Source organism: Candidatus Saganbacteria bacterium (assembly GCA_026387835.1).
Classification (GTDB): domain Bacteria; phylum Margulisbacteria; class WOR-1; order JAKLHX01; family JAKLHX01; genus JAPLKZ01.
This window is the reverse complement of sequence record JAPLKZ010000007.1, coordinates 41,018-67,555: the sequence shown is the minus strand read 5'-3', so window position 1 is coordinate 67,555 and position 26,538 is coordinate 41,018. Positions and strand designations below refer to the sequence as shown.

Sequence of the window (26,538 nt, the reverse complement as noted above, 5' to 3'; positions counted from 1 at the left end):
GTTAATATATTAGTATTGTCTTACCTCTTCCCAAAACTTTTCTTTCACCAACGGACCGCGATATTCAAGAATATCGTCAACAAGTTTTCTTCTTTTATTAATAAGCTCATCAACTCCGCTGCTGCTAAAATCCTGCAGGCTTTTTCGCAGTTCCTGATGATTGCAGACAAAAGCTATTCCCACCTCCTGCGAATTCTCCGGAAAATCATCCTTGTCTATACCATAGTATATATCATTAGGACTCTTACATATAATAGCAAATTTCCCGGCCAGTATTGCGTCGAGAATGACCGTAGTGACCCCTCCTATCACTATATCCGCTTCTGTAAGAGCATCTGACGTGCTGTCCCTGTAGACAACATCCACCCCGCCTTTAAATCTCTTAAGATCGTTAATGAACATCTCTTTTTGGACAGCCGGATGTTTTGTCACCTTCACATCATATTGATTTCCCGCATCTTTTAATGCGTTAAAAATGATATTAAACAGGAAAAGCCAGTCCCTGCGGTAATTTGAGGGCACTATCAATATCTTTTTTTTACCGCCTTTTGATTCCTCCTTATGGCTTGCAATTGCATAGAAATTATCAACATACTTATAGGACCCTATAAGTTTTATCCTGCTCTCCGGAAAACCCGGAGCGACTACCGACCTTGCCTGCTTTCCCCACATCAGATATTTATCCGCTATCGGAAAAGACTGCACATAATTTTTACTTCCGGACTTATTTGTTTCACCGATCCTGTTGATAAACATTGTCTTTCCTTTGGTTTGCATAGAATGCTGATGCCAGACTATCCTGGATTTTGTATCAGCCCTCTTTACCCCGTGTATCACCGCCCTGCCGGTCGGGAAGAATTCCGCATAAGTTACATATGTCTCGTGTTTTACGTCCCTATTCAGGCGATAAAAACATTCCGACAACATCTGGGACTCAAATGTATTCACAACAAATGATTTGACAAAGGCATTATGAAAAATATCAAATATGTTGACCCCTTCGATTGTCAGGCTGTCCCTAAACTCTTTCTTTCTTGCCAGCAACAAATATCTGATTATTGCGGAACAATCGACAAACCGTAATACAATTTGGCTGAAACCGATCTTGTTTTCCACGAATGTTAATGATGATCTTCCATAATGGTCCCTGATCCTTCTGAAAAGCCCCAAAGTATCCTTCAGTTTTTTTTTGCGGATCAGATCGACCATATTAGCGGATGTGACAAATATCCAGTCAAACACATTCCCGAGGCTTTTGTCTTCAACAAGTCCCTGGTACAGGCGGTCTACCGGCACCTTATTGCTCTCTATCCAATTATAAAGATTGAATGAGATAATACCGATCCTATCTTTTCCGTATCTATTGCTTTTGTCATTAAAAATGAACTTTATGAGGATTGCATTAAACATTACTATTATTCTTCTGAGCAGATGTTTTAATAGTCCGCATTCCTTAGCGGGACCAATATGTGAGATCCTTATTTTCGGAAAGATCTTCTTTAGCGTGGGGCGAAAGGCTTTTGGGCACGAAATTAATTGAACGCTATCAATACCGCACGAACTAATAATATCTCTTATTGTGAATATCTCGCAGATCTTTGAATATTCTCCGTATTCCCCGATAACCTTCCTCGCCGGCTCGCTGAACCACCAAAGGCTTATTCCCTTCCAGGCAAAAAGCTCTTTAAAATCCTTCCCGCGCCATAATACTTTATTGGGCCAATCAGCAATAAAGTCAAGATATTTATCTCTCATATCCTCCTGCACTTTGTGAAATATTGCCGAAAGTTCGATATGCAGGCCCTCTTTGGCGCGCTTTAAAAGTTCGTCACGGTTTATCTGATAATATTCCGAAAAGTCGCAAATAAGCGCATCATCGCAACCGGCAACTATACGCCTGCAGTCGCCTTCGCTTGCAGTTCTGCCAAGAACGATCAGTTTTTTGTTGCTAATATTCTTATTGCTCATTTCCACCGGTCCACCTTGCAAAAGCAGACTTGACTTTCTCTTCATATTCCTGCTTGTTGTTTGTCTTCAACCCGAAGAAGTATTCTCCCTCTGCGGCCAGCGCCTGCCTGCCGGAGGTAAGATTATCGCTTAATTCATCGATTGTTCTTGCGATGTTAAGTTTTTGGAACATGTTTGGCGCACTTTCAATTGAGAAATCATTGCCATTTTCCTCCGGCTCATAGATATAATATTTCTTTTTAAGAAAACCGATCTCCGTGATTGCCGAGGATACTCCGCCAATAAAAGTATCTGACAGGCCTGCCACATCCTTGAATAAGCCGCAGATGATCCCGATCTTTATAGAAGCCCCAAATAAAGCTGCTATCCTTTCGACATACTGTCGTTCCCTGCCGGACTTCATTTTCACAGCGATATTCTTGTATCCCATAGAGATTAGCAGCTCTATTGTCTCTATAAGATATTTCGCAGGATAATTGAGATTTACATTTGGGTTTTCATGATTTGGTATCCATGTCATAACTATAACCTGGTATCTTTCTTCATCGGGCATCGGATCAAAGTAATTGCCCAATAATATGGCCGGCATATTGATTATTTCACTGTTATTGATTCCGAATAATTTAAAATCTGCGCGAGCCGCCTCTCCGAAAGCCGCATAATAATCGAATAAGTATTTTCCGTATTCATCCGTGTTTTCTGGTTTTGAAGCATAATATCCATCTACGAGCAGCATTGTTTTAATTCCGTGCTTTTTTGCTACTTGCAAGCCAATAGCATACGGATCGTATTTGTCTGACGGAACAACAAATAATTGCGGTTTTAGATCGCTAAATACCTGCTCAAACATATTTAACGTGTATTCATACTTTTTTCTATTGACCTTGAATATATGTTTAATATAATTTATTACTAACTTTCGACAACCCTTTTCGATGAAGTCACATCTTCTCCATTTCTCCTCATCGTTGACGCTAATCTCGACGAGTTCCTGCAGCTTATCAAAAAGCTTTTTGACCCTTGCCTTGCGAAAAACATTCAAGTAAGCGATTAGATAATCAAAGCCGATGTAGGATGATTGAGGCAATATGTTTAGAATTGGCCTGTAAGTCCAATCAAGGATAAATAGTATCCTATTGTTTTTAATCCGGCTCGTGAGATTTCTTAATTGATTACTTAATATCGTTCTAAAACTGCTTTGGGGGTACCACCCAATTATTCGCTCATCACAAGTATTAAGTGATTGTATCTCGGATTTGCAGTTGTACTTTGAAAACACAATGCTTTTATTATTGCAATAGCATTCAATAACAGAAGATGTTAACGGGGGCATGTCTTCCGGAATATAAAGGTGTTCGTAATTACCGCATTTTTCTTTTATATTGTTCCATTCTCTTATGATCGTTGCTAGTGACATGGTAATTAAATTATTCATGATATGACCCGCGGAGATGCCTTCATAACAGGTAACATCACGACCTTGCTTGTCTTTATGCCAGCTGTTGACAAGGAGTTCAAAGTCTTTCCTAGGGCAATAGCTGGTATTTTGATAGTAATATTTAAGCTGCCGCCCTTCCGAAGATGTCTTATATGTCAGATAATCCAGGCAAAAGATATCACACTCACCTTTTGGATCAATGATACTTATCGCATACTTTGCTTGTTCCAGCGAATTGACCAGCATTGCTTTTTTCATCATTCGGCCTCTGTGTTTGAATCGACAGCAGTAAATCCGAACCTTGTCCTGAAATTAATTAGCGTCGAATATATTTCGTCCTTTACCTTGTCCCATGTTCCTGTAAAGGCAAGTGCCCAGACGGCTATAGGCACGCAAATAATGAAAGAGAGCGTTGTTTTTATCAACATATTGATCGTGTCTGCGCCCCTGGACATGGATGACGGAAATATCCTTTCAAGGACCAGCATGATGATCAGGCATGACCAAAATGCCGCCTGTAGGAAGAGCAATACTATTATTTTTTCTTTTAATGTCAACACATCTGTCATGGAATCCCAAAATACAACAATAAAACATATAAACTGACCGATCAAGACAGATACAGCTATCATCATTAGGCTTGGTGATTGGAAGTTAATGAGAAAAATCGACGTAAGAAGTATTATGAAGTTCAGCGCAGTATACCCGACCACTTTTATCATTTGCTTTTTTAACAGGAATATATTAAACGGCAAGTGTATCTGTGGGATAAAGAACATTGAAAATGCCAGGATGACAAGAGAAGGAATGCTTTCTATGTAATTTCTGATAAAAAGCCTGACGAGCCACGGGCCCACGAATACGACAAACAGAACAAGAAAAGGGATTATGATAAGCAGATTACCGATAAAAAACACATAAACGTCCTTTGATATCTCCCGAAGATTGTGGTTTTGTCCAAACTTTTTCATGATCCTTGGAAAGATAATAGTATTTACTTGCGTGGGAAAATCTCCCATCTGTCTTGAAATTGCTAATCCCATGGAATAAAAGGCAAGCGAAGTGACCCCAAGCCATTTGGCAACAAGCAGGCTGTCAATAGTAATAAAGAGCCCATAAAAATAAGAGCCGGTTTCAAGTGGAAATCCTATCTTTATTAGATTCACAAAAGTATCCCAGTGAAATTTAATGCTTATTTTTATTTCGCTTTGTTTTGAAAGTGCCCATATTTTATAAATTCTATACAAATAGAATATGCCGATCCCCACAAAAAGGCCCGTGATCCCGAAAAACAGTGCGCCCGCCACGGAAAGGACAATATTTACTACAGAAAAGAGAACATTTAGCTTGCTTAATTTCACAAATTCCTGGTGTGCCTGAAAAACTGTCACAAACGCATCATAGATCCGGGTTGTAAAAGCATAGAACGGCGCCGCCAAAAAAAGGTACCAAAGATTGGACTGAAATATGTCGCGCTTAAAAAAGAAGAAGCAGTAAAACAGCACCGTGGCGGCAAAAAGCTCAATAACTATGACGGCAAAAAAAGTCTGCTTCGTTTTTTCCTCCGCATCTTTGTCATTCCTGCCGGCCAAGTAAGGGATCTCCCTCTGGGCTGCCGACCCAACGCCCGAATTCAACATCAGGATATATCTAACAACGATATTGACCAGGTTCCATACACCCATGAGAGAGGGCTCTATAAATCGTTTTATAATAAATGAAGCGATAAAGCCGATAATCTGGATCAAAATATTAGAAAGAAAAACTGCTTTGATATTCTTTAGGATCATCCGGGGGTGGCTCCTTCTTTGATCATTTCTTTTGAGGCTTTTTCCTGCAAAGCTTTTATCTTGAGTTCATATGATAACCTCATATAATCACGATCAAAATATTTTTCTACGCGGTACAACGGAAGCTGTTTTCCGCCAAATCCGCGTTTGAAAAAAGCAATGCTGCCATCCTTTGCTGAAGGCAGATCATAAATATGTGGCCCGTAATGCTGCCCGCCTATCTCGTAGGTTTGAAATCCCTTTTCTTTCAACCATTTGATAACCGACCATTGTATGACATGGGAGATGGGCACATCTGTCTGAAAATCAGGGTCATCACTTGCTGAGGTATAATAAGCAGAATCTTTATACAGGCTTATATATGAAAAACCTGCGTATTGTCCGTTCCGACATACACCACACAACATGCCCAGCCCACGCACGATCCAGTCATACATCATTTCAAAAGTTTCTATTGGGCGGGTCACCCGGCCTGAAGCTTTGTGGTGAAGAAGCCTGTATTGATCAAAAATCGATTTATCCGCATTATCCTTGTCATAAATATGGATAATGAAATTTTTTTCTCCGCGATGTATATCATACTTATGCCCTTTCCTGACGTCGCTCCAGATCTCGGCTAACGAAAGTTTAAGGTCGATCACATGTGTGCTTAGTGAACAGTCAAGATATCCGAATTTTTCAAATGAATTGATATTATATCTTTGTTGAGCCAATGGAGCAGATCTGAATGACACCCTGGACACTTGATGACGAACAGCCATCTGATCGATCGTTTCAAGTATTTCATCCATAATTTTGTCCGTATGCCCTTTGGTTAAGTTGCTCCTGACTGCCGGCATTTCTAAATATCCTCCGCTTCCGGAAATAGAGAACTCTTGTCTTTCCTTGCCGTCAGGCCCTGCGTGACTTTCCAATACTAATGGGCAAATGGCTATGGGACCAGAATCATCGATCATTATAAAACTGAGGTTTTTAGACCTGTGCTTCTCAAAACCATAAGAAATACAATAATTCATCCACTCTGTCGTATGCCAGAACCAGGCATCATTTGATTTTTGGCACAGTTCACCCCAAAGAGGATGATTGTCTTCCGTTAATTGAATTATTTCATGCAACATTCTATTTCATAATGTCCCATCTCATCGGCGTCCCCTTAGTGATGTTTCTGTTAATTTTCCTGCCAATAATGTCATCAATGTATTTCGGCGGAAGCCCTAACCCGGGTCTTATAGACCTGACATTATCTTTTGTAATAGTTTCTCCCTTTTTAATATCTTTTATGGCATATAATGATCGCCTAAATACAAGCGATTTTTTTTCCTTACTGGATAGCTCGTAAGATATCTTCCCCAAGGATCGCCACGCTATACTTGCTTCCTCAACTAACATCCGCATCTCATCGGGCTCCATAGAAAAAACCGAATCAACCCCGCCATCTTTTCTTGATAATGTAAAATGTTTTTCTATAACTGCCGCTCCCAATGCAATACTTGCTAAAGATACCCCGATCCCTAATGTATGATCTGATAAACCGACCTCACATCCAAATCTTTTTTTCATATCATAAATGGTCTCTAGATTTGAATCCTTTGGATCAGCCGGATAAGAACTGGTACATTTAAGCAGGACCAATTTACGGCAGCCTGCCTTTCTGGCCGCGCCGATCGCTTCGGCTATCTCCCGACGTGTCGCCATGCCGGTCGACATTAACAGCGGTTTACCGGTCGATGCCGCCTTCTTGATCAGCGGAATATCCACCAGTTCACAGGAAGCGATCTTATAGCAGGGAACATTCAATTTTTCCAAAAAATCGACAGCGGTCGCGTCGAATGGCGTGCTAAAACCGATGATCCCATGTTCCCTGCATCGGTCAAAGATCACCTTATGCCACTCCCAGGGGGTTGCGGCCCGCTTATAAAGTTCATAAAGAGATTTTCCTTTCCAGAGGCTTTTTTTGTCCTTGATGAAAAATTCTCCGCAATTCAGATCGAGCGTCATCGTATCGGCAGTATATGTTTGGATTTTTAAAGCATGAACTCCGGCCTTAGCAGCCGCGTCAACTATCGCCAGCGCCCGCTTGAGTGAGCGGTTATGATTACCAGACATCTCAGCAACAATGAGCGGCTCGCAGCCTTCCCCGACCGATCTCTTCCCTATCTTAATTTTCATCGAGATTCTCCTTTTGTTCACCGGCCGCCTTGGCCATCTCCTGCCATGTCAGCCATTTGGTTGTTCCTGTATTTGCAAGTTCGGCCGCACGTGCCGGATCAACATTAAAAAGAGCGTCCAGGATTGACAAATAAGGAACGAATTCTGCCGGCGAACCGACCTGCGGATATGGCTGGGGATGGTGATTTTGAAAAACAACCTCAATGTCGTTGACAGGAAAGAGCCCTTCGGCTTTCATGTATTCAAATGCGCCCCTCGCGCAGAGATAACGTTTAGCCCCGGCCCGGCGCAACAGATCTAACACTCTAGCGGATCTTTTTAACGTCGAAGGATATTGCGAGCTGTAGATAATCTCTTTTTGCCAACCAAGAATTTCACAAGCCAATTTAATAAAAGCGACATTCTGCGCAGAAAGTGAATCTGCCGGTTTTAATAACCATTCACTGACTTGAGGATATAATTCTTTAAAATAAGGGGCCTTGCCGTAATTCTGCTCGATGCACCTCGCCATTTTCTTCCGCCAAGGAAGATCCTCGTTTATTCTGGTAACGTTGAGCGGCTTCCCAAATGAGATATCCTTCCTGACCGGGACTGTATACCAGGCAATCCTTGCCTTGTCAATGAAAAGACGCGTGCGCTGATGATAGCTTTGGACTGAAAACTGAAAATCGTCCAGGATGATGAATTTTTCCGCTTTGCTGATCAGCTCAAAATATCCTGTCCAGGGTAAAAATGTCGGCTGCATCATGGCTACATTCATAAAATATTTTTTAACTCCATATATATTATTTCACAACCGCGGCCTGACCATTCACCTTCCATTTTTCTTAATGGGACCTCTTTAAATCCAAGATTTTTGTACATTTTAATTGCGGCGGTATTATATTCTGCGACATGCAAATATGTCTTTTCTATACCGAATTTTTTAGCTGCTTCTATTAGCAGTTTTTTAGTGGCCTGCGATCCGACGCCTTTCCCCCGCAATGAAGGGTCCCCGATATAAATCCAGATCTCTGCTTCCTTGTTTTTTAGCGATATATCTTTAATTCCGCAATTACCGATATGTTTCCCGTTATAGTAAATGGCGTATACTTTTTGACAAGGATCCGACATAACTTTCTCGAAATAACGCTGGTTCCCTTCGAAGGTAATCTCTCCCCTCAATAAAAATAAATGTTTGAACCCGGGGTTTTTCACCCATTCATAGGCCTGGTTTATGTGATCACCGGTAAATTCATTTAAAGAAATGTTCGCATGTTCTCTCATGGCTTAAATATCGTAGTCCGTACATTTTGAACATATTTCAATTTCTCTCATTCGTCCTTGTTTGTTAAGCTCCAGTATTTTCTTGCGTTCCTGGCCATTCCAAATATCATAAAGAGCCTGTTTATTAACGTCCCCAAGAAATATTTCGCCATTATAAGCCGCGTCACAAAGCGTTACGTGGCCATTTGAACATATAAAACAATCATTTCTGGATATGCGCATGCAAGAAGTCAACGGTTTGCGCTCTCTTTGCTTTAAACCATAAGCATTATTCGGGAGATTGACATACTCAAGCATGTTTATGCTTACAACTTCCGCGCGCTTATAATGCTTGGCAATAAAAGCATCGATCTCATGTTTAGTTGTCTCCTGTTCTATCATCTGGCAATGTAAATATGGTTTTCGAGGGAGATTGTCCGTTCCTTTAATTGAATAAAAATTTTCCAAATTGCCCTGAACAACATCAAAATCTCCTTGAGAAGCCACGGTTTTATATGTTTCTTTTGTTACAGCGTGCGCGGAAAAATTGATATAATCAATATTTGACGCAAGAACACATCGAATATTATCTTCATTAAAATATTGTCCATTAGTGCTCATCCAGATCACCCCGAGATTCTTCTTTGTGCTGATATGCTTAAGATTATCGCGAAATTCCGGATGCAAAAGAGATTCCCCTAAATGATACAACCAGAGACCTTCGACACCATATTTATCTATTTCATCAACAACTTTTCTGTAAAGCTCACCCGGCATATCCATACGAGGCCGCTTTAGGTTTTGCTGGGGACACATCCGACATTCAAAATTGCATCTGCTGGTCATCTCAAATAGTATCCGCCTCGGGAAAGAGGTCCTGTCTATATACTTTGAAAAGGGAGGTCGTTTTCTTATGGCCGTAACCGCGATCCCCTTTTCTGCTAAATACTTAGCATAAGTCATATTTTCAGGCTCATCTACGATCTGAAGATCTGACGTAAGCCATACCGGCTTCATTTTGCGCAGCTCACTGAATGGCAATATTTCCTCTCCCTTAACTGGCAAATATCGGCTAAGATCAACAAACTCCATAAATATCCCTCCTCTAATTTCTATTTCGGGGTCGCATAAACCACTGTTTGTCTTCCGAGATCAAGGTCAGCCAAAGCCTGATAAAATTTGGTTAATTTTTGGCCTTTACCGTGCTTTTTCATAAGATATTCGAACTTAACACGCTTATTGTGACATATTCCGCCAAGTTCATTATTCCCGACATAAATATCTCCCATTAGCAGAAATATCTCTAAAGGAAAAGATGCCTCCTTGCTTTTTATTTCATATCCACAATCATTCAACAGTTTACTCAATGAATTTCCGGAAAAATAATTAATATGGTTTGGCGGACAGACCCACCATTCATCGAGCGAATATTCCTCATTGGCTGCTGTCTGAAAGTCATTAAACTCATTGGGCACATCTAAGACCAATAATCCGTTGGGTTTTAATAGTTGTTTTTTTATGTTCATTAAAACATCTGCCGGATCGCGAAGATGTTCCAGGACATTGATTAGCGTAACAATGTCATAGCGTCTCGATCCTACACAGGAAAAATCCTCAATTCCAGACTGAAACACATCCAACCCCTGAGATTTTGCATATTCTACACCTTCAGGTGAAGGCTCTAAACCACTGACTTTCATGCCTTTTTCCCTGAAATATAAAAGCGCCTGGGCATATCCGAAACCGATGTCAAATAAAGACAACCCTTCCAGCCCGCCGTAGATATTCATACATATATTGCAAATGCTTTCCCATCGACTTTTAAAGAACTCTTGTTCCTCTTTTTGCACCTTAAGGGAAGAATCGTTAAATTGTTTGTATGCTGACGAGTAGAATTCTTCCTTATAATACCGCTCAACTTCTTGCTGGGTGGGGATTGGATCTATTCGCAAATAATCATGTTTTGGATCTTTTATTATCTTATATTTTTCTTTTCCCATTGATATTGTCCTTTCAATTATTAATGCTGTTTATCAAATCAGCGCACCTCTCGGCCCCCGTTCCGTCCACAAGATCAATCGAGTTTAAAGAATAACTCTTCAACACCTCCGGATGATCGATCATATATTTAACTGCCGCACAAATATCCTTATCATTTACTTTATAATTTTCTCCCAATAGATACAGGCAATCATCTTTTGCCATATTTTCGATAATTTTTACTTGGTTATTTGCCACAGTTATCACGATCGATGGTAAGCCCAAACAACACCTTTCCCAGGTTGTGATCCCTGCCGCACCGATAAACAGGTCCGCCGACATCATTATTTGGGCCATATTATTTATATGCGAATAACATTTCGCATTAGGGAGAGCGGAACACATTTTCTCAATATTTATTTTATTCTTATTTAAAGCCCCGATGATCACATTTATTTCAATTTCCGGACGATTTAATTGTATAAGGCCATTAATTGTTTTTTTCGTTTCATTGGTAAGATCGGCCCCGCCATAATAAACTAAAATCCGGTCTACTCTTCCGGTTCTTTCCTTTAATTGTCTTCTTGCTTCTATAAATTCATTCCTGAGTAAGGCATATTTAGGGCCTAAAAGCAGCTTGCAATATTTGGGTATTAAGTTAACATATCTCTCTTTATCGGGAGTATTATAGTTGCAATCCAACAGAATATCACAATCGTGTTTACGGTCTTCCAGGTCATCGATAACCATTATTTTTTTAACATACGGACGTATTGATTTTTCCCATTCTTCATTTAAAGCATAATGATCGGCGATCAACAATTCAACACTCCCTAATTTGTTATTTATGACTTTGACTGTCTCATCTGCATCTTTTTGAAAAGACACACCCAGCCAATTTAAATATCCGGACTTATCATCACCTTCAGCCCCTTTACCATAATATGGCAAATGAAATAATTTATGTTTTTTCTCATCGATCAGTTGACATATATTCCCCCGCAGTTCACGGCATATAAATGAGACTTGCATACCTTTCTCATGCAATTTATCCGCCAGTGCCAAGCACCGCATTAAATGGCCGCTTCCTATTTCTGGCGAAGAATCCACCCTGATAATGACATTATTTTCCACTAGGTTAACCTTTTAAAACCAGAATGACATATTGGGCCTTTTAAATACTTTTGAGGATTGCCTTCTAATATGGCCTTTTTAATAAAGCCAAAGGCTTCATCCGCAGAATTTAAATAATACTTAACATGCTTATCTTTATGAGCATAAGATGCATAAAAAGCTGTTGTTGCCAAAATCCCTTTGCCAAGCATTAATTGCGTAAACAGCGTTTTTAAAATCAGGGGGTCTTTGTAATTAAAGTCAAAATGCCCGATGGGATCCATTCCCGATACCTTGACATCTAAATCGTGCTTTAAAGACAATGCTTGCCAGCCCGCCTTTACTTTTTTACCGGCAGTTATCAGGTGATCTGGCACATCGTGTATTTTCATTTTTCTTATCGTCGCCAGAGCTGCAGCGGGACCAATCCTATCTGTCCAATAAGTACTGCTTATAAAACTGTCCTGCGCCGTTTGCATTATATTTTTAATCCCGATAATTGCAGCCATCGGAAATCCATTGCTGATCCCCTTAGCGAATACCGCGATATCAGGCGCGATCCCAAAAAGAAGATGCGCGCCTCCCACATTCAATCTCCATCCGGAACTCACCTCATCAACGATCATCACAATTCCATTTTCTTTTGTTACTTTTCTGATCGTTTCAAGGAATTCCGGTTTCGGATCATCGCTTCTTATTGTTTCCACAACGACAGCCGCGATTTTCCCTCGGAATTTTTCTATTAAGGAAAGGAATCCGTCAGTATCATTATAAATAAAAGGTTTTGCAGTGCCCGACAATCCTCTTGGAACACCATTCGGAGATAGCCCCGGCAACAGATGGCCGTCCAAGGATTTATCATCAGCCAGATTTGAAGATAAATACCAATCATGCCAACCATGATATCCGCTAAAAAGTATCATATCTTTTTTAGTGGCCGCCCTTGCTATCCTGACTGCAATACTCATTGATTCTCCGCCTGTGCGGGCATATCTCACCATTTCCGCCCATGGATGAAGGTTTAAGAGCAGATCGGCCAATTCCACCTCTTCCGGCGCGTTAAGTGTACACATTGAACCGTTTTTAACGGCCTTTTCAACAGCGGCATTAACATCCGGATCAGCATATCCAAGAATACAAGACCCCACTCCCATGTAACTCATATCAATATATTTATTCCCGTCCAGGTCCCAAACCTCGCAGCCCTTTGCTTTATCATAATAAGCCGGCCATAGGTCCGGCAAGAACATTTCCGGCCTTTTAGAAAGCAATTGCGTGCCTCCGGGAATTATTTGTTTTGCCCTCTTGTATAATTCTTGTCCTTTTCCCATTACAAATCCTCCTCTTTTACTGATTTATCATCACGCAATGATCTCGCATACCCTTCATTGCGGACAATATGACTATTTATCTTATTTAGATCGGGTTCGTTTTTTAATAACTCTAATATCTCTTCCAATCCAAAGAGCGGATTCGTTTTATAAAGGCGGGAATATACTTTTACCAAAAACTCATAATCCTCCGCATTGTCCAATGTCCATCTTTTTTCCGACAAATCCCTGTCAGCCTCAAATCCCGCTATCTTGAAAATATTTGTATTGTTCCTGATATAAGGTGTCACATGCTCACGTTCCGAAGTTTTTTTTGATTCATTCCACGCTCGCTCTAATGCCTTAAAAGTAAATATCTCGACATCTTCTCCGTCAGGGAATGTCTCTTTTAAAGCGTTGGAAATATAATCTGCTCCACTGCTAATGTATTTACTTACGGTCGAATCAATAATAGACGGGTCCATCAAAGGGCAATCGGCAGTTATTCGGACAATACTATCGGCTCCATACTTTTTTGCCGCCTGATAGTACCTGTCAAGAACATCTTCAAGAGATCCCCTGTAACAATCGATGCCGGCTTTTTTACAAATCTCTTCTATCGCATCATCGCTTTTATCTATACTGGTCGCCACGACCACTCTGTCAACGGTCTTCGCGGCTGATACCCTTTCAATTACCCGTTCAAGCACTGTCTTGCCTTCAAGATCAAGAAGAACTTTATTAGGCAATCTTGTCGAACTTGTCCTGGCTTGGATTATCGCAACTACATTCATTAAATAGCCCCTTTAGCGCATAATTTCCAATTGAACGGAAGCAGAAATTTTTCATCATCAATCTCCAGATCAAGAAGTTTCTCGTATATGTTTTTTATTGCGTCTAGGTTTGTTAAAGCGGATATTATCTCTCTTAAATTGTTAATGCCGTCTACTCCCGCGACCACCATATCGGCACTGTTGTTCATCAAAGCAAATCCGAGGCAAAGATCCACCATAGATATTTTGAGCTCATCAGTTATCTCGCGAAGATGCTCAAGCTCGTTTTTAATGCCGAGAAAAAATGGGTCGAGCTTATTTGCATCCATAAAGAACAAACCCTGCAAGAAAACGGACCTTACATGCACCTCAACATTTCTCTCTTTCAGCACCTTAAAATACTTTTTAAATCTCTGGTCAAAAATGCTGTAAGGCACCTGCACAAGATCAAACCTTACCGACTTTTCAAAGAGATATTCAAGCTCACGCGGGGTATAAAGTGAAAAACCGATCTTTTTTATCCTGCCATTGGCCTTATTATCTTCGAGTGTTTTCCAGCTATCCTCATTTGCCTTAAAATCATCAATACTGTGATATATCAAACCGTACAATGTTTTCGCTCTTATTTCCGTCAAAATACCATCGATCGCTTTTTGTATATCCGGAAATGACCCTTTGGAAAGCTTTGAGACCACATTGAATCTGCTGCCGTGAGCGGCCTGATATTCTCCGATAATTTCCTGGCTGCCGCCGTAAGCCGGGGCGGTATCCAGCATATCGATCCCGTTTTGTGATGCGAGGTCCAGTATTTCAAATATCTCTGCCTGCGGGATCTTCCCTCTTTTGTTGTTTATCCCGTAGTCGAGGCCGAATTGCGCTGTTCCAAGGGCTATCTTGCTCATTTTTGTACTGCCTTTTTTACTTCCTTTATCACTGTTTCAACATCTTCATCGCTCATCTTCGGGAAAAGAGGCAGCGTTATGGCCTGGGAATAATAGTTTTCGGCCTTAGGGCACAAACCGCTTAAGTAGCCGATGCTTTGATAATACGGCTGGAGATAGACAGGAAAATAATGCGTGTTGACACCGATGCCGGCCTTTTTTAACCTGTCAAAAATGAGTTTCCTGTCATTTTTCAATCTTAAAACATATAAATGCCACGCACTTTTCACATTGGCGCGCTCAACAGGGATGACCAGGCCGTCTATCCCGGAAAACGCGCCGTTATACTTCTTTACGATCTCTCTTCTGCGCTTGACGAACATTTCAAGCTTGCTCAGCTGGCTGATGCCGAGAGCGCATTGAAAATCGGTGATCCTGTAATTAAATCCGAGCATCTGCATTTCGTAATACCAGGGGCCTTCATCAGGCCGCTCCAGTTTGTCCTGCTGCCTCGTTATCCCATGCGTCCGGAACATTAAAAGCTTTTCGTAAATATCTTTATTGTTTGTCAGCACCATGCCGCCTTCACCTGTGGTTATATGCTTTACCGCGTGAAAACTCAGCACCGCCATATCGCTATGCTTGCAAGAACCTATTTTTGAGCCTTCATTTTCCGCACCGAGCGCGTGGCAGCAATCCTCGATCACCATCAAACTGCTCTTATCCGCGATCCGCTTTATCTCTTTCATGTCGCACGGATGGCCCGCAAAATGCACGGGGATAATCGCTTTTGTCCTTGAACCGATATGTTTTTCTATTGAAAGAGGATCGACATTTACTGTGTCTTCCTGGATGTCGGCAAAAACAGGTTTTCCGCCGCAATACAGCACGCAATTGGCGGAAGCCACGAAAGTTATGGGGGAAGTTATTACTTCATCGCCTTTTCCGATACCCGCCGCGAAGCAGGCCGCGTGAAGCGCAGAGGTGCCCGAATTCACCGCAACGGCATATTTTGCGCCGCAATAAAGAGCGACTTGCTTTTCAAACTCATTTACGACCGGCCCCTGGGTCAGATGAGATGTTTTTAACGCTTTAACGACCGCATCTATGTCGTCGTCATCTATCCATTGCGTCGCATAAGGTATTTTCATTTTTCTTTTATCATTTGTTTCAGCTGCTCAACCGTGACCCACTGCGTATTCGTATCGCTGCTGAAGCGAAACCCTTCAGGAACAGGCTTAGCGTTTGTATGGTTGCTGTTGCCCCACCAGTGGAACGCGGGTTGAATAATATATGAAAAATCAATTTCAACCGTGTTTCTTGCGTCATCATCGGAGATCATGACTTCATGCAATTTTTCGCCCGGGCGTATGCCGATAATCTCGATCTTGCATTCCGGGGCTATCGCTCTTGCCAGATCTACGATGTGCATGCTCGGTATCTTCGGGACAAATATCTCGCCTCCGAACATCCTCTCAAAGCTCTTAATGACAAATCTAGCCCCCTGCTCCAGCGTGATCCAGAACCTCGTCATCTTCTCGTCCGTTATCGGAAGAACGCCGGTTTTCTTTTTCTCGATAAAAAACGGAATAACACTTCCCCTGCTTCCGACAACATTTCCATATCTAACAACAGAAAACCTGGGCTTATCTCCTTGTGTGTAATGATTGCCCGCAACAAAAAGTTTGTCTGAACAAAGTTTTGTGGCCCCGTAAAGATTGATGGGGTTGCACGCTTTATCGGTGCTCAAAGCGATTACTTTCTGGACCCTGTTTTGTATCGCGCAGTCTATTATATTCATTGCCCCAAATACATTGGTTTTTATCGCCTCCGACGGATTATATTCCATCGCCGGCACTTGTTTTAAAGCGGCGGCATGCACCACATAATCCACATTGCTCATAGCTCTGTTCAACCGTTCTTTGTCCCTCACATCCCCGATAAAAAATCTGAGCACTTTATATTTTTCACCGCTCAGCCTTTCTTGCATTTCATATTGCTTAAACTCGTCCCTGCTGAAAATAATGACTTTTTCCGGTTTATGCTCCGAGCAGATAATTTCAGTAAATCTGTTCCCAAAAGACCCCGTGCCTCCTGTGATCAAGATCGTTTTTCCGTCAAATATACTCATATTTTTAAACTCCTTTACTGACTGTTCAATTATTGAACATTCTATCTTTTTTAATCTCTTTTGTCAACAAGGGTTGTATACAAGGCATGCGATATCTATAATATATGTAGTATTATAATATATACACGGAATTACAAATAAAGGAGTTTATATGACCAAAATAGCAATAATCGGCGGCTCGGGACTGGACAATCCGGATATCCTCGATAATCCAAAAGAAAAGAAGATATCCAACAGGTTTGGCCATTGCACTTCTCCCCTTATAACAGGAAAAATAGACGGGACGGATGTGGTCATCCTTGCAAGGCACGGAAAGAACCATTCAATTTCCCCCACTAAGATCAATTTTCTCGCTAATATGTTCGCCCTTAAAGAAGAAAGATGCACTCATATCCTGGCTGTGACCGCCGTGGGATCCCTCAGGGCAGAGATCAAACCCGGAAATTTGGTTTTTCCGTCACAGTTCATTGATTTTACAAGGCATAGGAACTTGACCTATTTCCATGACAGCGTTGTCCACACGTCCATGAGCCAGCCGTATGATAATGCCATGACCGACATATTATGCAAGACATGCGATGAGATGGGTATCACATACAACAAGGATGTGACCGTTATCACAATAGAAGGCCCGAGGTTCTCAACCAAGTCTGAAAGCCATATGTTCAGGGCCTGGGGCGCTGATATCATAAACATGTCTACATGCCCCGAGGTAATTCTTGCCAATGAGCTCGGCATGACTATCGCGATGTCTACCGATTATGACTGCTGGAAGGACGATGAAGCACCGGTCACTTATGAAATGGTGATGCAAAGGATGAAGGATAACGCCGAAAAAGTGAAGAAACTTCTGATCAAAGTGGCAGGGAGGATATAAAGATGCCTATCAAATCAAGGATAAGGACCGTTCCGCACTGGCCCAAACAGGGGATCATGTTCCGTGATATTACCACTTTGCTCAAAGATCCCGTAGGCCTAAAACTCTGCATAGACGATTTTATGAACCGGTACAAAGAGAAAGATATTGATATGATCGCGGGGATCGATTCAAGGGGTTTTATTATTGGGGGTGCGCTCGCTTTTGTTCTGGGTAAAGGCTTTGTCCCTATAAGAAAAAAGGGGAAGCTTCCGGCAGAAATCGAAAGAGAAGAATACAGCCTTGAATACGGAACTGATGCCATCGAGATCCACAAAGACGCTATAGCAAAAGGAATGAAGGTCCTTATTATTGATGATCTTCTTGCCACCGGAGGCACGGCAACCGCAGCCACAAAACTCGTCAAAAAGCTTGGAGGAGATGTGATCGAGCTTGCTTTTATAGTCGATCTGCCTGACCTGGGTGGGAGAAAAAAGCTGGAAGACGCCGGTTACTCTGTGTACTCGCAAACAGAGTTTGAAGGAGATTAACCTTAATTAGGGCTTGATTAATACTTTCATAGAATCTTTCGCGCTTGCTGCCGTGTCAAATCCCTTTTGGATATCATTAAGAGGAAATTTGTGTGTAATAAAAGATTTAACATCTACTTTTTTGTTATTTATTAACGTCAATGCCTCTTCAAGATCGACCGGGCCCGCACCATAGGATGATGTCATCGTTATTTCATTCCTCCAGAAATCTACCGTCGGGACTTCGATATTCCTGTCAGGTATCGCGAACAGCAAAATAGTGCCTTTTCTGTCTATCGTTTCAAAAGCCTGAACTATGGCTTGGTATGCTCCGGTACAGACGATTATCTTATCTGCTTTTATATCCAACTTTGTAGTTGCATTTACGATCCTGTCAGCACCGTATTCTTTTGCCTTCTTAAGTTTGAACTCGTTTATATCCGTTGCGATGACATAAGCCCCCTTGAGCTTTGCCATTTTGATATTCATGAGCCCGGAAAATCCGCTTCCCAGGATCAGGACTGTTTGTCCTTTTTTAATGTCGATCAACCTCTGACCGCGGACTACACAACCCAGCGGCTCTATCATGGTTCCCTCATCATAGGAAACGCTATCTGGAAGCAAATACGTGCCGGCATCGGCATTTATTTTCGGTACCCTGACAAATTCGCTAAAGCCGCCCGGATCATAATTACCTTTGTGCAATGTCTCGCAGGCAGTGTGGTTCCCGGCCATGCAGTATTTACAGCTGTTGCAAGGTACGTGGTGGTTTACAAAGACCCTCTGACCAACTTTGAATTTATCAGATCTTGATTCGACAACCTCTCCTGCGATCTCATGGCCCAGTATCCTCGGGGCTTTTTTTATCCTGTACCATTCCATGACATCCGTCCCGCAAATACCGCTCGAGATGACCTTTATTAAAAGTTCTCCCTCGCCTATTTTGGGAACAGGAATATCGATGATCCTGATATCCTTATTGTTATGATACTGCGCTGCTTTCATGGTTTAGTTTTTGATCTATTTGCTGCTGTTAAAGATAGAAAGAGCTTCCTTAACCGAAGCATTTTTGTGGATGATCGCCTGCAGGGCTTTTGCTATTGCTACGGGATGCGGGCTCTGCCAGACATTGCGCCCGAGATTTATCCCGACCGCGCCTTTTTTCATCCCGTCGTGTACGAACTCAAAAACTTCTGTCTCTGTATTGCATTTAGGGCCTCCGGCTATGATCACCGGTACAGGGCAGCCTTCAACGACCTTTTCAAAGCCATCGCACCAGTATGTTTTCACGACCTTTGCACCCAGTTCCGCAGCTATCCGGCAGCATAATGATAAATAACGGGCATCCCTCTTTTCCATTTCCCTGCCCACGGCCGTCACTGCCATTACGGGGATCCCATATTTCTCGCATTGGTTTACCATGTCAGTCAGGTTCTTTAAAGTTTCCTTCTCGTAGCTGCTCCCGATAAAAACCGAGACCCCGACCGCGGACGCGTTGAGAGCGATTATTTCATCTATCGAAGTTGTGATCATTTCGTTTGCCAGATCTTTCCCGACCATACTGGTTCCGCCGGAAACCCTGAGCACTATCGGTTTTGTGTTTTTTGGATCTATGCACGCACGAAGGGTGCCTCTCGTACAAAAAAGCGCGTCTACATAAGGAAGAAGCGGCTTTACGGTCTCCCGCGGTTTTTCTAGCCCTGATGTCGGGCCCTGAAAGTAACCGTGATCAATGGGCATGAAAAAACACCGCCCGCCCGGCATAAGATTATTTAATCTATTCTGCATTCCCCAGTCCACATTTTCCCCTCCTAGGAATAATCCTATATGACCGCCTTTATATTTGTCAAGCAACGAATATTTGCTATAATCCCTATATGAAAGTCAACAAAAAACATTACCGGACTGTTTCGATGGAAAACGGTTCTGTGTTCATGATCGAACAGAACCTGCTGCCCTTCACTTTTAGAGTATTCAGATCTAAAACATATAAAGAAACCTGCGTAGCAATAAAGAAAATGACCGTACGCGGCGCGGGAGCCATAGGTGCCGCGGCCGGCTTCGCGATGGCACAGGCATATCTTGAGGCGCCTGAAAGGGGCTTTGAAAGCTTTATTCTCAAAGCTAAAAAGGAGATAGAATCCACAAGACCGACGGCCCAGAACCTCTTCTATGCGGTCGAGAGGGTCTTTAAAAAGGGCTCCGGCTCAAAAGATCCGCGCAAGACAGCTTTACAGGAAGCCCTGGCGATTGCTGACGAAGACGCTGAAAGCTGCAGAAAGATCGGACAGTTCGGGGAGAAACTGATAAAAAGCGGATACGCAGTTGAAACTCACTGCAATGCCGGCTGGCTTGCTTTTGTCGACTGGGGAAGCGCCCTGTCCCCTGTTTATTCCGCTGCCAGGAAAGGGAAGGAAGTATTTGTGTATGTGGATGAAACAAGACCGAGAAGCCAGGGTGCAAGGCTCACCGCATGGGAACTAAGGAACGAAAATATCCCACACGTGATAATCCCGGATAATGCCGGGGCATATCTGATGTCAGGGGAAAAAGTAGATCTTATGATTGTCGGCGCGGACAGGATAGCGGCCAACGGAGATACGGCAAACAAGATAGGCACATTTGAAAAAGCAATATGCGCCAAAGAATACGGAATTCCTTTCTATGTTGCCGCTCCCACCTCGACATTTGACCTGAAATGCGGTTCGGGAAAAGATATTCCTATCGAGGAAAGGGATATGAAAGAAGTCCTGTATCAGACGGGGCCTGATAAAAAAGGGGTCATCAGAAAAATTTTAGTCTGCTCTCCCGGATCCAAAGCGCTTAATCCCGCCTTTGACGTAACACCCGCAAAATACATAACAGGAATAATCACAGAAAAAGGGATAATAAAACCCTCGACGAAAGCGGTACGAAGTTTATTTGCCTGTTAAATTTGAGACCAGATTAGCAATAGCCGGGCAACTTGTGAGCCCGGGAGATTCTATCCCGATTAAGTTAATAAATCCCGGGAATCCGTTGTCCGATTCCTCTTTGACCACAAAATCTCTTATCCCGTCATCCGGCCCCTGGAGCTTAGGGCGCATTCCTGAAGTGTCCGGAACTACCATTTTTTCTTCAAGCCAAGGCAGAAACTTCTTTGCGGATGAAAAGAAATCTATTGCTTTCGCCGGATCGATATCATAACCGATGCTGTCCACATATGTAGTATCCGGACCGAGCCTGATACGTCCCGACAGATCGATGGTCGCGTGGACTCCCAGGCCATATCCTTTATCATGAGGCGGAGGATATACTAAATGACTTAATCTGCCGTTCGCACCCGGGACCGCAAAATAATCGCCTTTACAGTAATGGAGCCTGTATCCGAGCTTGTCTATATCAAAACCGGCCGTCTCAGCGGTCTTGTCGCCCGCAAGTCCGGCACAGTTTATTACAAACTCAGATAAGACCTCGTCCCCCTGCAGGGGTTTTATAACATAACCATTTTTTTCTTTCCTGATGCCGATAACTTCATTTTTGAAAGAAAACATCACCCTGTTTTTTTTAGCCAGATCATAAAGCTTTTGCATAAGCCCGTGGCTGTCGATTATTCCCGTGGTTTTTGAATAAACAGCGCCTAAAGCGGACACCTCAGGCTCATATTTCTTTATTTCGTCCTGCCCGATCAGTTTTAATCCCGGCACGCCCATTGAAACAGCATTGGCATATATTTTCTCTATCTTTTTGACTTCTTCTCCGTCCGTTGCCACGATAAGCTTTCCGCATTTTTTGTGCTTTACAGCGTTCTTTTCACAGAACTCATAGAGAAGTTTATTGCCATCCATGCACAGTCTGCTCTTCAGTGAATCCTTGACATAATATATCCCCGCGTGGATGACCTCGCTGTTGCGGGAGCTGGTTTCCTGCCCAAAAGTATCGTTCTTCTCAAAAACCGCGATCTCGCCGTTCTGGTCCTGAGAAAGGGCATAAGCTACGGCCAGACCTATTACTCCTGCGCCGATTATTGAATATTTAATCTTTTCCATAAGAAGACACTTAATTTCATCGAAACAAATTTCCAATGTCCAATTGCCAATTTCCAATTCCTAATGATTTATTCATTTATTGGACATTAGACATCGGAAATTGGACATTTTTCCATTACCATTATTGATTCTTAATCGTCTTATTAATGATGCTGCTCAGGATCTTTGAAATTTCATCGCTCTCTTTATGCAAATTATCGAGCTCTAAAATATTGCCATGGTTCTTGATAATGTCAGCCTTTTTCAATAGGTCTAACCAGTATCTGGTTTCCTGTGCTTCTTTTCTCGAGATGCCCATTTTGTTTATAAAATCCTTTTTTGTTGTTGCACCATCCGCCTCCTGCATATTCGCTCCGATGGAACTCGCTGACCGGACCATTTGTTTTGCAATAATTCTCCCCGAAAATAGTTTTGATATTTTCTCTGAATACTTAATAACCCTTACTACAAAATCGGTTACTCTGTCGTAAATATCATGTTTTTGCATTTAAATGCCGTCGCCACAGGCGACTCCTTAATTGGACATTGGTCATTGGAAATTGGACATTTTTCCTTACTTCACTGCTTCCACTACGGCATCAGCTACAGCCTTGACATCCTCAGTCGATAAGAAAGGATGCACCGGTATCGAAAGCATCCTGGTTCCTATTTTTTCGGCCGCAGGAAAATCGCCTGCACCGTATCCAAGCTCCCTGTAGGGAGCCTGAAGGTGCGCGGGATTGGGATAATAGATAAAAGCAGAAACACCCTGCTCTGTCAGGTTTTTCAATACCTTTTCTCTGTCGTCCACTTCAATTGTGTATTGATGATAGACATGTTTAAAGCCTTCCGGCTCAGCAGGACATTTTATCCCGGCTTGTGAGAACCTGGATGTGTAATATTTTGCGTTGGTCCTTCTTTTCCCGTTCCAGATATCGATGTATTTAAGTTTTATCCTGAGTACCGCCGCCTGAAGCTCATCAAGCCTTGAATTATACCCTATCATCTCGTGCACCCCGCGGGCTTTGCTTCCGTGCAAATGCAGAAGTTTTAATTTTTCAAATATCTTTTCATCGTCCGTAACGATCATACCCGCATCTCCGTAAGCCCCGAGATTCTTTGTCGGAAAGAACGAAAAACATCCGGTATTCCCGAAAGAACCTGTTTTCTTGTCATTATATTCCGAGCCTATCGACTGCGCGCAATCTTCGACAACAAAAAGACCATTTTCTTTTGCGATGCCCATTATCTTTTCCATCTCCGCCGGAAGTCCCCACAGGTGTACGGGCATTATCGCTTTTGTATTCTTTGTTATCGAACTTTTTATCTTTTCGACATCGATATTATGTGTTTCCGGGTCGGCATCCGCAAAGACCGGCCTTGCTCCCGTATAAGACACCGCTTCCGCTGTCGCAAAAAAAGTCAGTGTCGGGATTATTACTTCATCCCCTTCCTTTATCCCGAGCGCTTTAAGTGAAAGGAAAAGGGCGTCTGTCCCGGAAGCGACCGCGACGCCGTATTTTGTCCCGCAGTAAGAAGCGATCTCTTTTTCCAGTGCCGCCACATTTGGCCCGAGTACAAAATGGCCGCTTTCAAGCACCTGCGCAACAGCGGTGTCGATCTCGCTTTTAATTGATCTATATTCGGCTTTTAAGTCTAAGATCGGGATTGGCATACGGTTTGCTCCTTTAATATTTCTACGAAAGTATTTTTGCGATATCCACAACAATTACCCCGCTGCCGGTCAAAACAGCAGGGACATCTCCCGCGCAGAACAAAACCGCATGTTTACCTTTTAAACCGGAAAGATCATCAACGCGTTTGCATGATATTGATCTGTCGCCTATTTCTTTTAATCCGAGCTCAATTATATGATCAAGGTACCAATCCCCGAAAATATAAAAATCGCTGTATCCCTGCTCCTTTTTTTCTACTATTGCCATTTTCATCAATTCTTTGATCTTCTCGAAATTGAGTATTGTATCCTGTAAATACTGCCTTGACCTCCGGAGCTTCTCGCTCAGTCCTTTCGGAGTAAGAAAATACTGGACTTTTCTTCCGTCAAGCTGCTTTATTTTCATATATCCTTTTTCCATGAGACGGTGCAGGATGATATTTGTCATGCCAAGCGATAAATTGAGAATTTTTGACAGCTCCCTTTGGGAAGCTCTGGAATTTCTTTGTATTTCAGAAATTGCCTTCAGTTCGTTATCGTCCATATGGAGATTATAACATAGTGTTCATTTCTTGAACAATCATAGGGGCTTTATAAGTTCTTTGATACGATTATAATTCCGATAAAGATGACCATGATCCCGATGATCTTTCCGATGTTCATAGGCTCTTTAAGAAGAAAGTACGAAAAAAGGACTATCAATGAAAACTCCGTGCCCATCATCACGGGATAAGCGGTCCCGAGATTGGCCTTAGAAAGTATCATTATCCAAAGGAGAAATCCCGCGGCAAAAGAAAAGCCGCCGAATAATATGAAGGGGTTCTTTATCAGATCCGCAAACAGCGGCAGGGATATTCTAGTTCCCTGAATAAGTTTTGACCCTATTTTGAGCGATACCTGTCCAAAAGCCACTAGAAATCCTACGGTGAATATTCCGAAAAGTATCTTCATGTGTCAGCCTTTTTTCTTGGGAAACAGAAAATCTGCTGTAAAGGCCGCAAAGACTCCGGCAAACAAACCCATTATGAACCCGATTGCAGTGTTAAAGGGGGTCTTGGAAGATACAGGATAGGCAGGCAAAAAAGCCGGCTCCACATCTGAAAAAGGAGAGATCTCTTTGGCCGCGTCAAGCTTGGCGGTCTCGTATTGATTTCTTAGCATCATATATACTGAGTTTAGTATCTCAACTTCTCTTTTAGCCCTTAATATCTCGACAGTCTCAATCGCACTCTGGGTATCATTTAAATACGTCAGGCTCTTAAGTCTTTCTTCGGCAGTTTTCAGTTGCGCCTGTATTTTTGGCATTTCTTTTTCTATATACTCGATCTTCTTCTTGGCTTCCGATGCATTCAAACTGTTCCAGTAAAGAGAAAGAGCCGGCACATAGGCATTGCTTATCAGCTGCGCTGCATACGGATCCTTGTGTCTCACTGTGATAACAAAATAACTGCCTTCGAGCTTGGCTGTCATTTTCCCCATGTCAGCAGGTTTTCCGTCCGCAAACAAAGTAGCGACTTCCTTTGAAACAAACTCCGTAACATTGCGGCTGTTGATCAGGTCCTCGGATACATAATCCTGCACTTTGCGGCTGTCTATAAGACCCTGTAATTCTCCGGCCCCGCCCGCACCGATATTTATTCCGGCAATGCTTGCCAGACCGGACAGAGCGCCCAAAGAAGAACCGCCTCCTGAAGCCCTCATCAGTATCTTTGCTTTGGCCTCATAGACCGGCTTTGCGATGGAGGAGAGAATGAAAGCAGAGGCTCCGAACAACAGAACGGCCGCGGCGATAAGCTTCCACCATCTGGCGAGTATCGCTGCTATTTCTTTAATATTTATTTCATCATCCATATTTTTATCTCTTTATAAAATTCTGCACTGTATAGTAAAGCGTAATTCCAAGCAATATAGTATTGACGAATGTCGCGAAGTCCGAAAAGTAGAAGAAGTTCGCGGGAACCTTTATTATATCTCCGGCCTGTATTACGACATCATTATCCTTGACGCCTTTATATATAAGATCATTGGCGTTAACATTAAACACTTGCGGTTTTCCCTCAACATTCCTGGCAACGCTTACATAGCTGAGATTTGCCCTTCCCGTGGGGCCTCCCGCGAAATTAAAGTAATCTGACAGCTTTGATCCCGGCAGAAATCCGAATCTCCCCGGGTCCGCCACTTCACCGTAAACATAAACATATCTCTGCGTGTAAGGGATGGTGATCGCGTCTCCCTGCATTTTTAGCCGGGTGATCTTCGGCTGGACCAGGACCAGATACGACCTGAACGGCTCTTTGAAATACTTTTTTATTTCTTTATCGATCTTCGCGCGGGCATCCTCTATCGAAAGCCCCATGATATCCACTAACCCGATATTAGGTATATATATCTCCCCCATCGGAGAAATGATAAATTTATAATCCAGACTTTTAGCGTTATCCCCCACTATTATCGCGAGCTCTATCGAATCTCCCGGCGTAAGTTTATAGACTTTCATTTCCTGCTGAGAGTATAAATACTGCGACTGGTAATTTGCGGGAGAAGGCGCGTTGCTTCCCGCATAGTCCTGCGCAAAACAAGGCATTGCGTTTGCTGAGAAGCAGAATGCCGCTATTGCGGCAATGAATTTAATGGCTTTCTTTCGCATAGTCTAAATATATCATACTCTTGAT

27 protein-coding genes are annotated in these 26,538 nt (G+C 42.5%); 3 read left to right on the top strand and 24 right to left on the bottom strand.

The features are described from left to right. Window positions 1-9 precede the first annotated feature (9 nt). Genes NTZ10_02925 through pseB form a run of 15 tightly spaced genes read right to left on the bottom strand, consistent with a single transcriptional unit; the run spans window position 10 to window position 16,798 of the window. Window positions 10-1,968, bottom strand: a complete 1,959-nt coding sequence (locus NTZ10_02925; GenBank protein MCX5749181.1) for a hypothetical protein — start codon at window positions 1,966-1,968, stop codon at window positions 10-12. Next, complete coding sequence (locus NTZ10_02920; protein MCX5749180.1) at window positions 1,958-3,664, bottom strand: hypothetical protein; 1,707 nt, start codon at window positions 3,662-3,664, stop codon at window positions 1,958-1,960. The genes NTZ10_02925 and NTZ10_02920 overlap by 11 nt, the downstream gene beginning before the upstream one ends. After that, complete coding sequence (locus NTZ10_02915; GenBank protein MCX5749179.1) at window positions 3,664-5,196, bottom strand: oligosaccharide flippase family protein; 1,533 nt, start codon at window positions 5,194-5,196, stop codon at window positions 3,664-3,666. The genes NTZ10_02920 and NTZ10_02915 overlap by 1 nt, the downstream gene beginning before the upstream one ends. Continuing rightward, window positions 5,193-6,314, bottom strand: a complete 1,122-nt coding sequence (locus NTZ10_02910) for a GNAT family N-acetyltransferase (protein ID MCX5749178.1) — start codon at window positions 6,312-6,314, stop codon at window positions 5,193-5,195. The genes NTZ10_02915 and NTZ10_02910 overlap by 4 nt, the downstream gene beginning before the upstream one ends. Before the next feature lies 1 nt (window position 6,315). Beyond that, window positions 6,316-7,365, bottom strand: coding sequence for a pseudaminic acid synthase (gene pseI / locus NTZ10_02905; protein ID MCX5749177.1), 1,050 nt, complete (start codon window positions 7,363-7,365; stop codon window positions 6,316-6,318). Then, window positions 7,355-8,125, bottom strand: coding sequence for a WbqC family protein (locus tag NTZ10_02900; GenBank protein ID MCX5749176.1), 771 nt, complete (start codon window positions 8,123-8,125; stop codon window positions 7,355-7,357). The genes pseI and NTZ10_02900 overlap by 11 nt, the downstream gene beginning before the upstream one ends. Then, on the bottom strand, window positions 8,122-8,631 hold the full coding sequence (locus NTZ10_02895) for a GNAT family N-acetyltransferase (protein ID MCX5749175.1): 510 nt from the start codon (window positions 8,629-8,631) through the stop codon (window positions 8,122-8,124). The genes NTZ10_02900 and NTZ10_02895 overlap by 4 nt, the downstream gene beginning before the upstream one ends. A gap of 3 nt (window positions 8,632-8,634) precedes the next feature. Beyond that, a complete protein-coding gene (locus NTZ10_02890) occupies window positions 8,635-9,702 on the bottom strand; it encodes an SPASM domain-containing protein (GenBank protein MCX5749174.1) in 1,068 nt (355 codons plus the stop codon). A 20-nt stretch (window positions 9,703-9,722) separates the two neighbouring features. Next, window positions 9,723-10,610, bottom strand: a complete 888-nt coding sequence (locus NTZ10_02885; protein ID MCX5749173.1) for a class I SAM-dependent methyltransferase — start codon at window positions 10,608-10,610, stop codon at window positions 9,723-9,725. A 13-nt stretch (window positions 10,611-10,623) separates the two neighbouring features. Further along, window positions 10,624-11,724, bottom strand: coding sequence for a UDP-2,4-diacetamido-2,4,6-trideoxy-beta-L-altropyranose hydrolase (gene pseG, locus NTZ10_02880; protein ID MCX5749172.1), 1,101 nt, complete (start codon window positions 11,722-11,724; stop codon window positions 10,624-10,626). Next, window positions 11,724-13,034, bottom strand: a complete 1,311-nt coding sequence (locus NTZ10_02875) for an aminotransferase class III-fold pyridoxal phosphate-dependent enzyme (protein MCX5749171.1) — start codon at window positions 13,032-13,034, stop codon at window positions 11,724-11,726. Before NTZ10_02875 ends, pseG begins: the two co-directional genes overlap by 1 nt. After that, on the bottom strand, window positions 13,034-13,807 hold the full coding sequence (locus NTZ10_02870) for a glycosyltransferase family protein (GenBank protein MCX5749170.1): 774 nt from the start codon (window positions 13,805-13,807) through the stop codon (window positions 13,034-13,036). The genes NTZ10_02875 and NTZ10_02870 overlap by 1 nt, the downstream gene beginning before the upstream one ends. After that, on the bottom strand, window positions 13,807-14,688 hold the full coding sequence (locus tag NTZ10_02865; GenBank protein MCX5749169.1) for an aldo/keto reductase: 882 nt from the start codon (window positions 14,686-14,688) through the stop codon (window positions 13,807-13,809). The genes NTZ10_02870 and NTZ10_02865 overlap by 1 nt, the downstream gene beginning before the upstream one ends. Beyond that, window positions 14,685-15,818, bottom strand: a complete 1,134-nt coding sequence (gene pseC, locus NTZ10_02860) for a UDP-4-amino-4,6-dideoxy-N-acetyl-beta-L-altrosamine transaminase (protein MCX5749168.1) — start codon at window positions 15,816-15,818, stop codon at window positions 14,685-14,687. Before pseC ends, NTZ10_02865 begins: the two co-directional genes overlap by 4 nt. Then, complete coding sequence (gene pseB / locus NTZ10_02855) at window positions 15,815-16,798, bottom strand: UDP-N-acetylglucosamine 4,6-dehydratase (inverting) (protein MCX5749167.1); 984 nt, start codon at window positions 16,796-16,798, stop codon at window positions 15,815-15,817. The genes pseC and pseB overlap by 4 nt, the downstream gene beginning before the upstream one ends. 151 nt (window positions 16,799-16,949) lie before the next feature. Between pseB and NTZ10_02850 the strand changes: the two genes are divergently transcribed. Both NTZ10_02850 and NTZ10_02845 read left to right on the top strand, forming a co-directional pair. Continuing rightward, window positions 16,950-17,675 carry an MTAP family purine nucleoside phosphorylase gene (locus tag NTZ10_02850; GenBank protein ID MCX5749166.1) on the top strand — a complete coding sequence of 242 codons (726 nt, stop codon included), beginning with the start codon at window positions 16,950-16,952 and terminating at the stop codon, window positions 17,673-17,675. Between the two features lie 2 nt (window positions 17,676-17,677). Beyond that, window positions 17,678-18,205: an adenine phosphoribosyltransferase gene (locus NTZ10_02845; GenBank protein ID MCX5749165.1), complete on the top strand. Its 528-nt coding sequence runs from the start codon at window positions 17,678-17,680 to the stop codon at window positions 18,203-18,205. A 6-nt stretch (window positions 18,206-18,211) separates the two neighbouring features. On the opposite strand, the gene NTZ10_02840 is transcribed toward NTZ10_02845, so the two are convergent. Further along, window positions 18,212-19,189 carry an alcohol dehydrogenase catalytic domain-containing protein gene (locus NTZ10_02840; GenBank protein ID MCX5749164.1) on the bottom strand — a complete coding sequence of 326 codons (978 nt, stop codon included), beginning with the start codon at window positions 19,187-19,189 and terminating at the stop codon, window positions 18,212-18,214. A 15-nt stretch (window positions 19,190-19,204) separates the two neighbouring features. Further along, window positions 19,205-19,984: a 3-hydroxy-5-phosphonooxypentane-2,4-dione thiolase gene (gene lsrF, locus NTZ10_02835; protein MCX5749163.1), complete on the bottom strand. Its 780-nt coding sequence runs from the start codon at window positions 19,982-19,984 to the stop codon at window positions 19,205-19,207. Between the two features lie 77 nt (window positions 19,985-20,061). Here lsrF and mtnA point away from each other — a divergent pair, with 77 nt between their 5' ends. Continuing rightward, window positions 20,062-21,117 (top strand): S-methyl-5-thioribose-1-phosphate isomerase, encoded by a 1,056-nt coding sequence (mtnA, locus tag NTZ10_02830; GenBank protein ID MCX5749162.1) that lies wholly within the window; start codon window positions 20,062-20,064, stop codon window positions 21,115-21,117. Here mtnA and NTZ10_02825 read toward each other — a convergent pair. The 7 genes from NTZ10_02825 to NTZ10_02795 form a co-directional block, all read right to left on the bottom strand. Then, window positions 21,103-22,212, bottom strand: coding sequence for an NAD(P)/FAD-dependent oxidoreductase (locus NTZ10_02825; GenBank protein ID MCX5749161.1), 1,110 nt, complete (start codon window positions 22,210-22,212; stop codon window positions 21,103-21,105). The two genes, mtnA and NTZ10_02825, sit on opposite strands and share 15 nt — an antisense overlap. Before the next feature lie 121 nt (window positions 22,213-22,333). Next, the gene (locus tag NTZ10_02820; GenBank protein MCX5749160.1) at window positions 22,334-22,699 is read right to left on the bottom strand and encodes a four helix bundle protein; all 366 of its coding nucleotides are present in this window, start codon (window positions 22,697-22,699) and stop codon (window positions 22,334-22,336) included. 66 nt (window positions 22,700-22,765) lie between these two features. Next, window positions 22,766-23,866: a DegT/DnrJ/EryC1/StrS family aminotransferase gene (locus NTZ10_02815; GenBank protein ID MCX5749159.1), complete on the bottom strand. Its 1,101-nt coding sequence runs from the start codon at window positions 23,864-23,866 to the stop codon at window positions 22,766-22,768. A 22-nt stretch (window positions 23,867-23,888) separates the two neighbouring features. Further along, window positions 23,889-24,410 carry a winged helix-turn-helix transcriptional regulator gene (locus tag NTZ10_02810; protein ID MCX5749158.1) on the bottom strand — a complete coding sequence of 174 codons (522 nt, stop codon included), beginning with the start codon at window positions 24,408-24,410 and terminating at the stop codon, window positions 23,889-23,891. Window positions 24,411-24,457: 47 nt separating this feature from the next. After that, the gene (locus tag NTZ10_02805) at window positions 24,458-24,817 is read right to left on the bottom strand and encodes an EamA family transporter (protein MCX5749157.1); all 360 of its coding nucleotides are present in this window, start codon (window positions 24,815-24,817) and stop codon (window positions 24,458-24,460) included. Between the two features lie 3 nt (window positions 24,818-24,820). Then, complete coding sequence (locus NTZ10_02800; protein MCX5749156.1) at window positions 24,821-25,717, bottom strand: Wzz/FepE/Etk N-terminal domain-containing protein; 897 nt, start codon at window positions 25,715-25,717, stop codon at window positions 24,821-24,823. A gap of 4 nt (window positions 25,718-25,721) precedes the next feature. Further along, the gene (locus NTZ10_02795; GenBank protein MCX5749155.1) at window positions 25,722-26,513 is read right to left on the bottom strand and encodes a polysaccharide biosynthesis/export family protein; all 792 of its coding nucleotides are present in this window, start codon (window positions 26,511-26,513) and stop codon (window positions 25,722-25,724) included. Window positions 26,514-26,538 lie beyond the last annotated feature (25 nt).

Bases quoted from the DNA above. Each gene is read 5' to 3' on its own strand.
- NTZ10_02925 (MCX5749181.1), bottom strand. From the start codon at position 1,968: ATGAGCAATAAGAATATTAGCAACAAAAAACTGATCGTTCTTGGCAGA.
- NTZ10_02920 (MCX5749180.1), bottom strand. From the start codon at position 3,664: ATGAAAAAAGCAATGCTGGTCAATTCGCTGGAACAAGCAAAGTATGCG.
- NTZ10_02915 (MCX5749179.1), bottom strand. From the start codon at position 5,196: ATGATCCTAAAGAATATCAAAGCAGTTTTTCTTTCTAATATTTTGATC.
- NTZ10_02910 (MCX5749178.1), bottom strand. From the start codon at position 6,314: ATGTTGCATGAAATAATTCAATTAACGGAAGACAATCATCCTCTTTGG.
- pseI (MCX5749177.1), bottom strand. From the start codon at position 7,365: ATGAAAATTAAGATAGGGAAGAGATCGGTCGGGGAAGGCTGCGAGCCG.
- NTZ10_02900 (MCX5749176.1), bottom strand. From the start codon at position 8,125: ATGAATGTAGCCATGATGCAGCCGACATTTTTACCCTGGACAGGATAT.
- NTZ10_02895 (MCX5749175.1), bottom strand. From the start codon at position 8,631: ATGAGAGAACATGCGAACATTTCTTTAAATGAATTTACCGGTGATCAC.
- NTZ10_02890 (MCX5749174.1), bottom strand. From the start codon at position 9,702: ATGGAGTTTGTTGATCTTAGCCGATATTTGCCAGTTAAGGGAGAGGAA.
- NTZ10_02885 (MCX5749173.1), bottom strand. From the start codon at position 10,610: ATGGGAAAAGAAAAATATAAGATAATAAAAGATCCAAAACATGATTAT.
- NTZ10_02875 (MCX5749171.1), bottom strand. From the start codon at position 13,034: ATGGGAAAAGGACAAGAATTATACAAGAGGGCAAAACAAATAATTCCC.
- NTZ10_02870 (MCX5749170.1), bottom strand. From the start codon at position 13,807: ATGAATGTAGTTGCGATAATCCAAGCCAGGACAAGTTCGACAAGATTG.
- NTZ10_02865 (MCX5749169.1), bottom strand. From the start codon at position 14,688: ATGAGCAAGATAGCCCTTGGAACAGCGCAATTCGGCCTCGACTACGGG.
- pseC (MCX5749168.1), bottom strand. From the start codon at position 15,818: ATGAAAATACCTTATGCGACGCAATGGATAGATGACGACGACATAGAT.
- pseB (MCX5749167.1), bottom strand. From the start codon at position 16,798: ATGAGTATATTTGACGGAAAAACGATCTTGATCACAGGAGGCACGGGG.
- NTZ10_02850 (MCX5749166.1), top strand. From the start codon at position 16,950: ATGACCAAAATAGCAATAATCGGCGGCTCGGGACTGGACAATCCGGAT.
- NTZ10_02845 (MCX5749165.1), top strand. From the start codon at position 17,678: ATGCCTATCAAATCAAGGATAAGGACCGTTCCGCACTGGCCCAAACAG.
- NTZ10_02840 (MCX5749164.1), bottom strand. From the start codon at position 19,189: ATGAAAGCAGCGCAGTATCATAACAATAAGGATATCAGGATCATCGAT.
- mtnA (MCX5749162.1), top strand. From the start codon at position 20,062: ATGAAAGTCAACAAAAAACATTACCGGACTGTTTCGATGGAAAACGGT.
- NTZ10_02825 (MCX5749161.1), bottom strand. From the start codon at position 22,212: ATGGAAAAGATTAAATATTCAATAATCGGCGCAGGAGTAATAGGTCTG.
- NTZ10_02820 (MCX5749160.1), bottom strand. From the start codon at position 22,699: ATGCAAAAACATGATATTTACGACAGAGTAACCGATTTTGTAGTAAGG.
- NTZ10_02815 (MCX5749159.1), bottom strand. From the start codon at position 23,866: ATGCCAATCCCGATCTTAGACTTAAAAGCCGAATATAGATCAATTAAA.
- NTZ10_02810 (MCX5749158.1), bottom strand. From the start codon at position 24,410: ATGGACGATAACGAACTGAAGGCAATTTCTGAAATACAAAGAAATTCC.
- NTZ10_02805 (MCX5749157.1), bottom strand. From the start codon at position 24,817: ATGAAGATACTTTTCGGAATATTCACCGTAGGATTTCTAGTGGCTTTT.
- NTZ10_02800 (MCX5749156.1), bottom strand. From the start codon at position 25,717: ATGGATGATGAAATAAATATTAAAGAAATAGCAGCGATACTCGCCAGA.
- NTZ10_02795 (MCX5749155.1), bottom strand. From the start codon at position 26,513: ATGCGAAAGAAAGCCATTAAATTCATTGCCGCAATAGCGGCATTCTGC.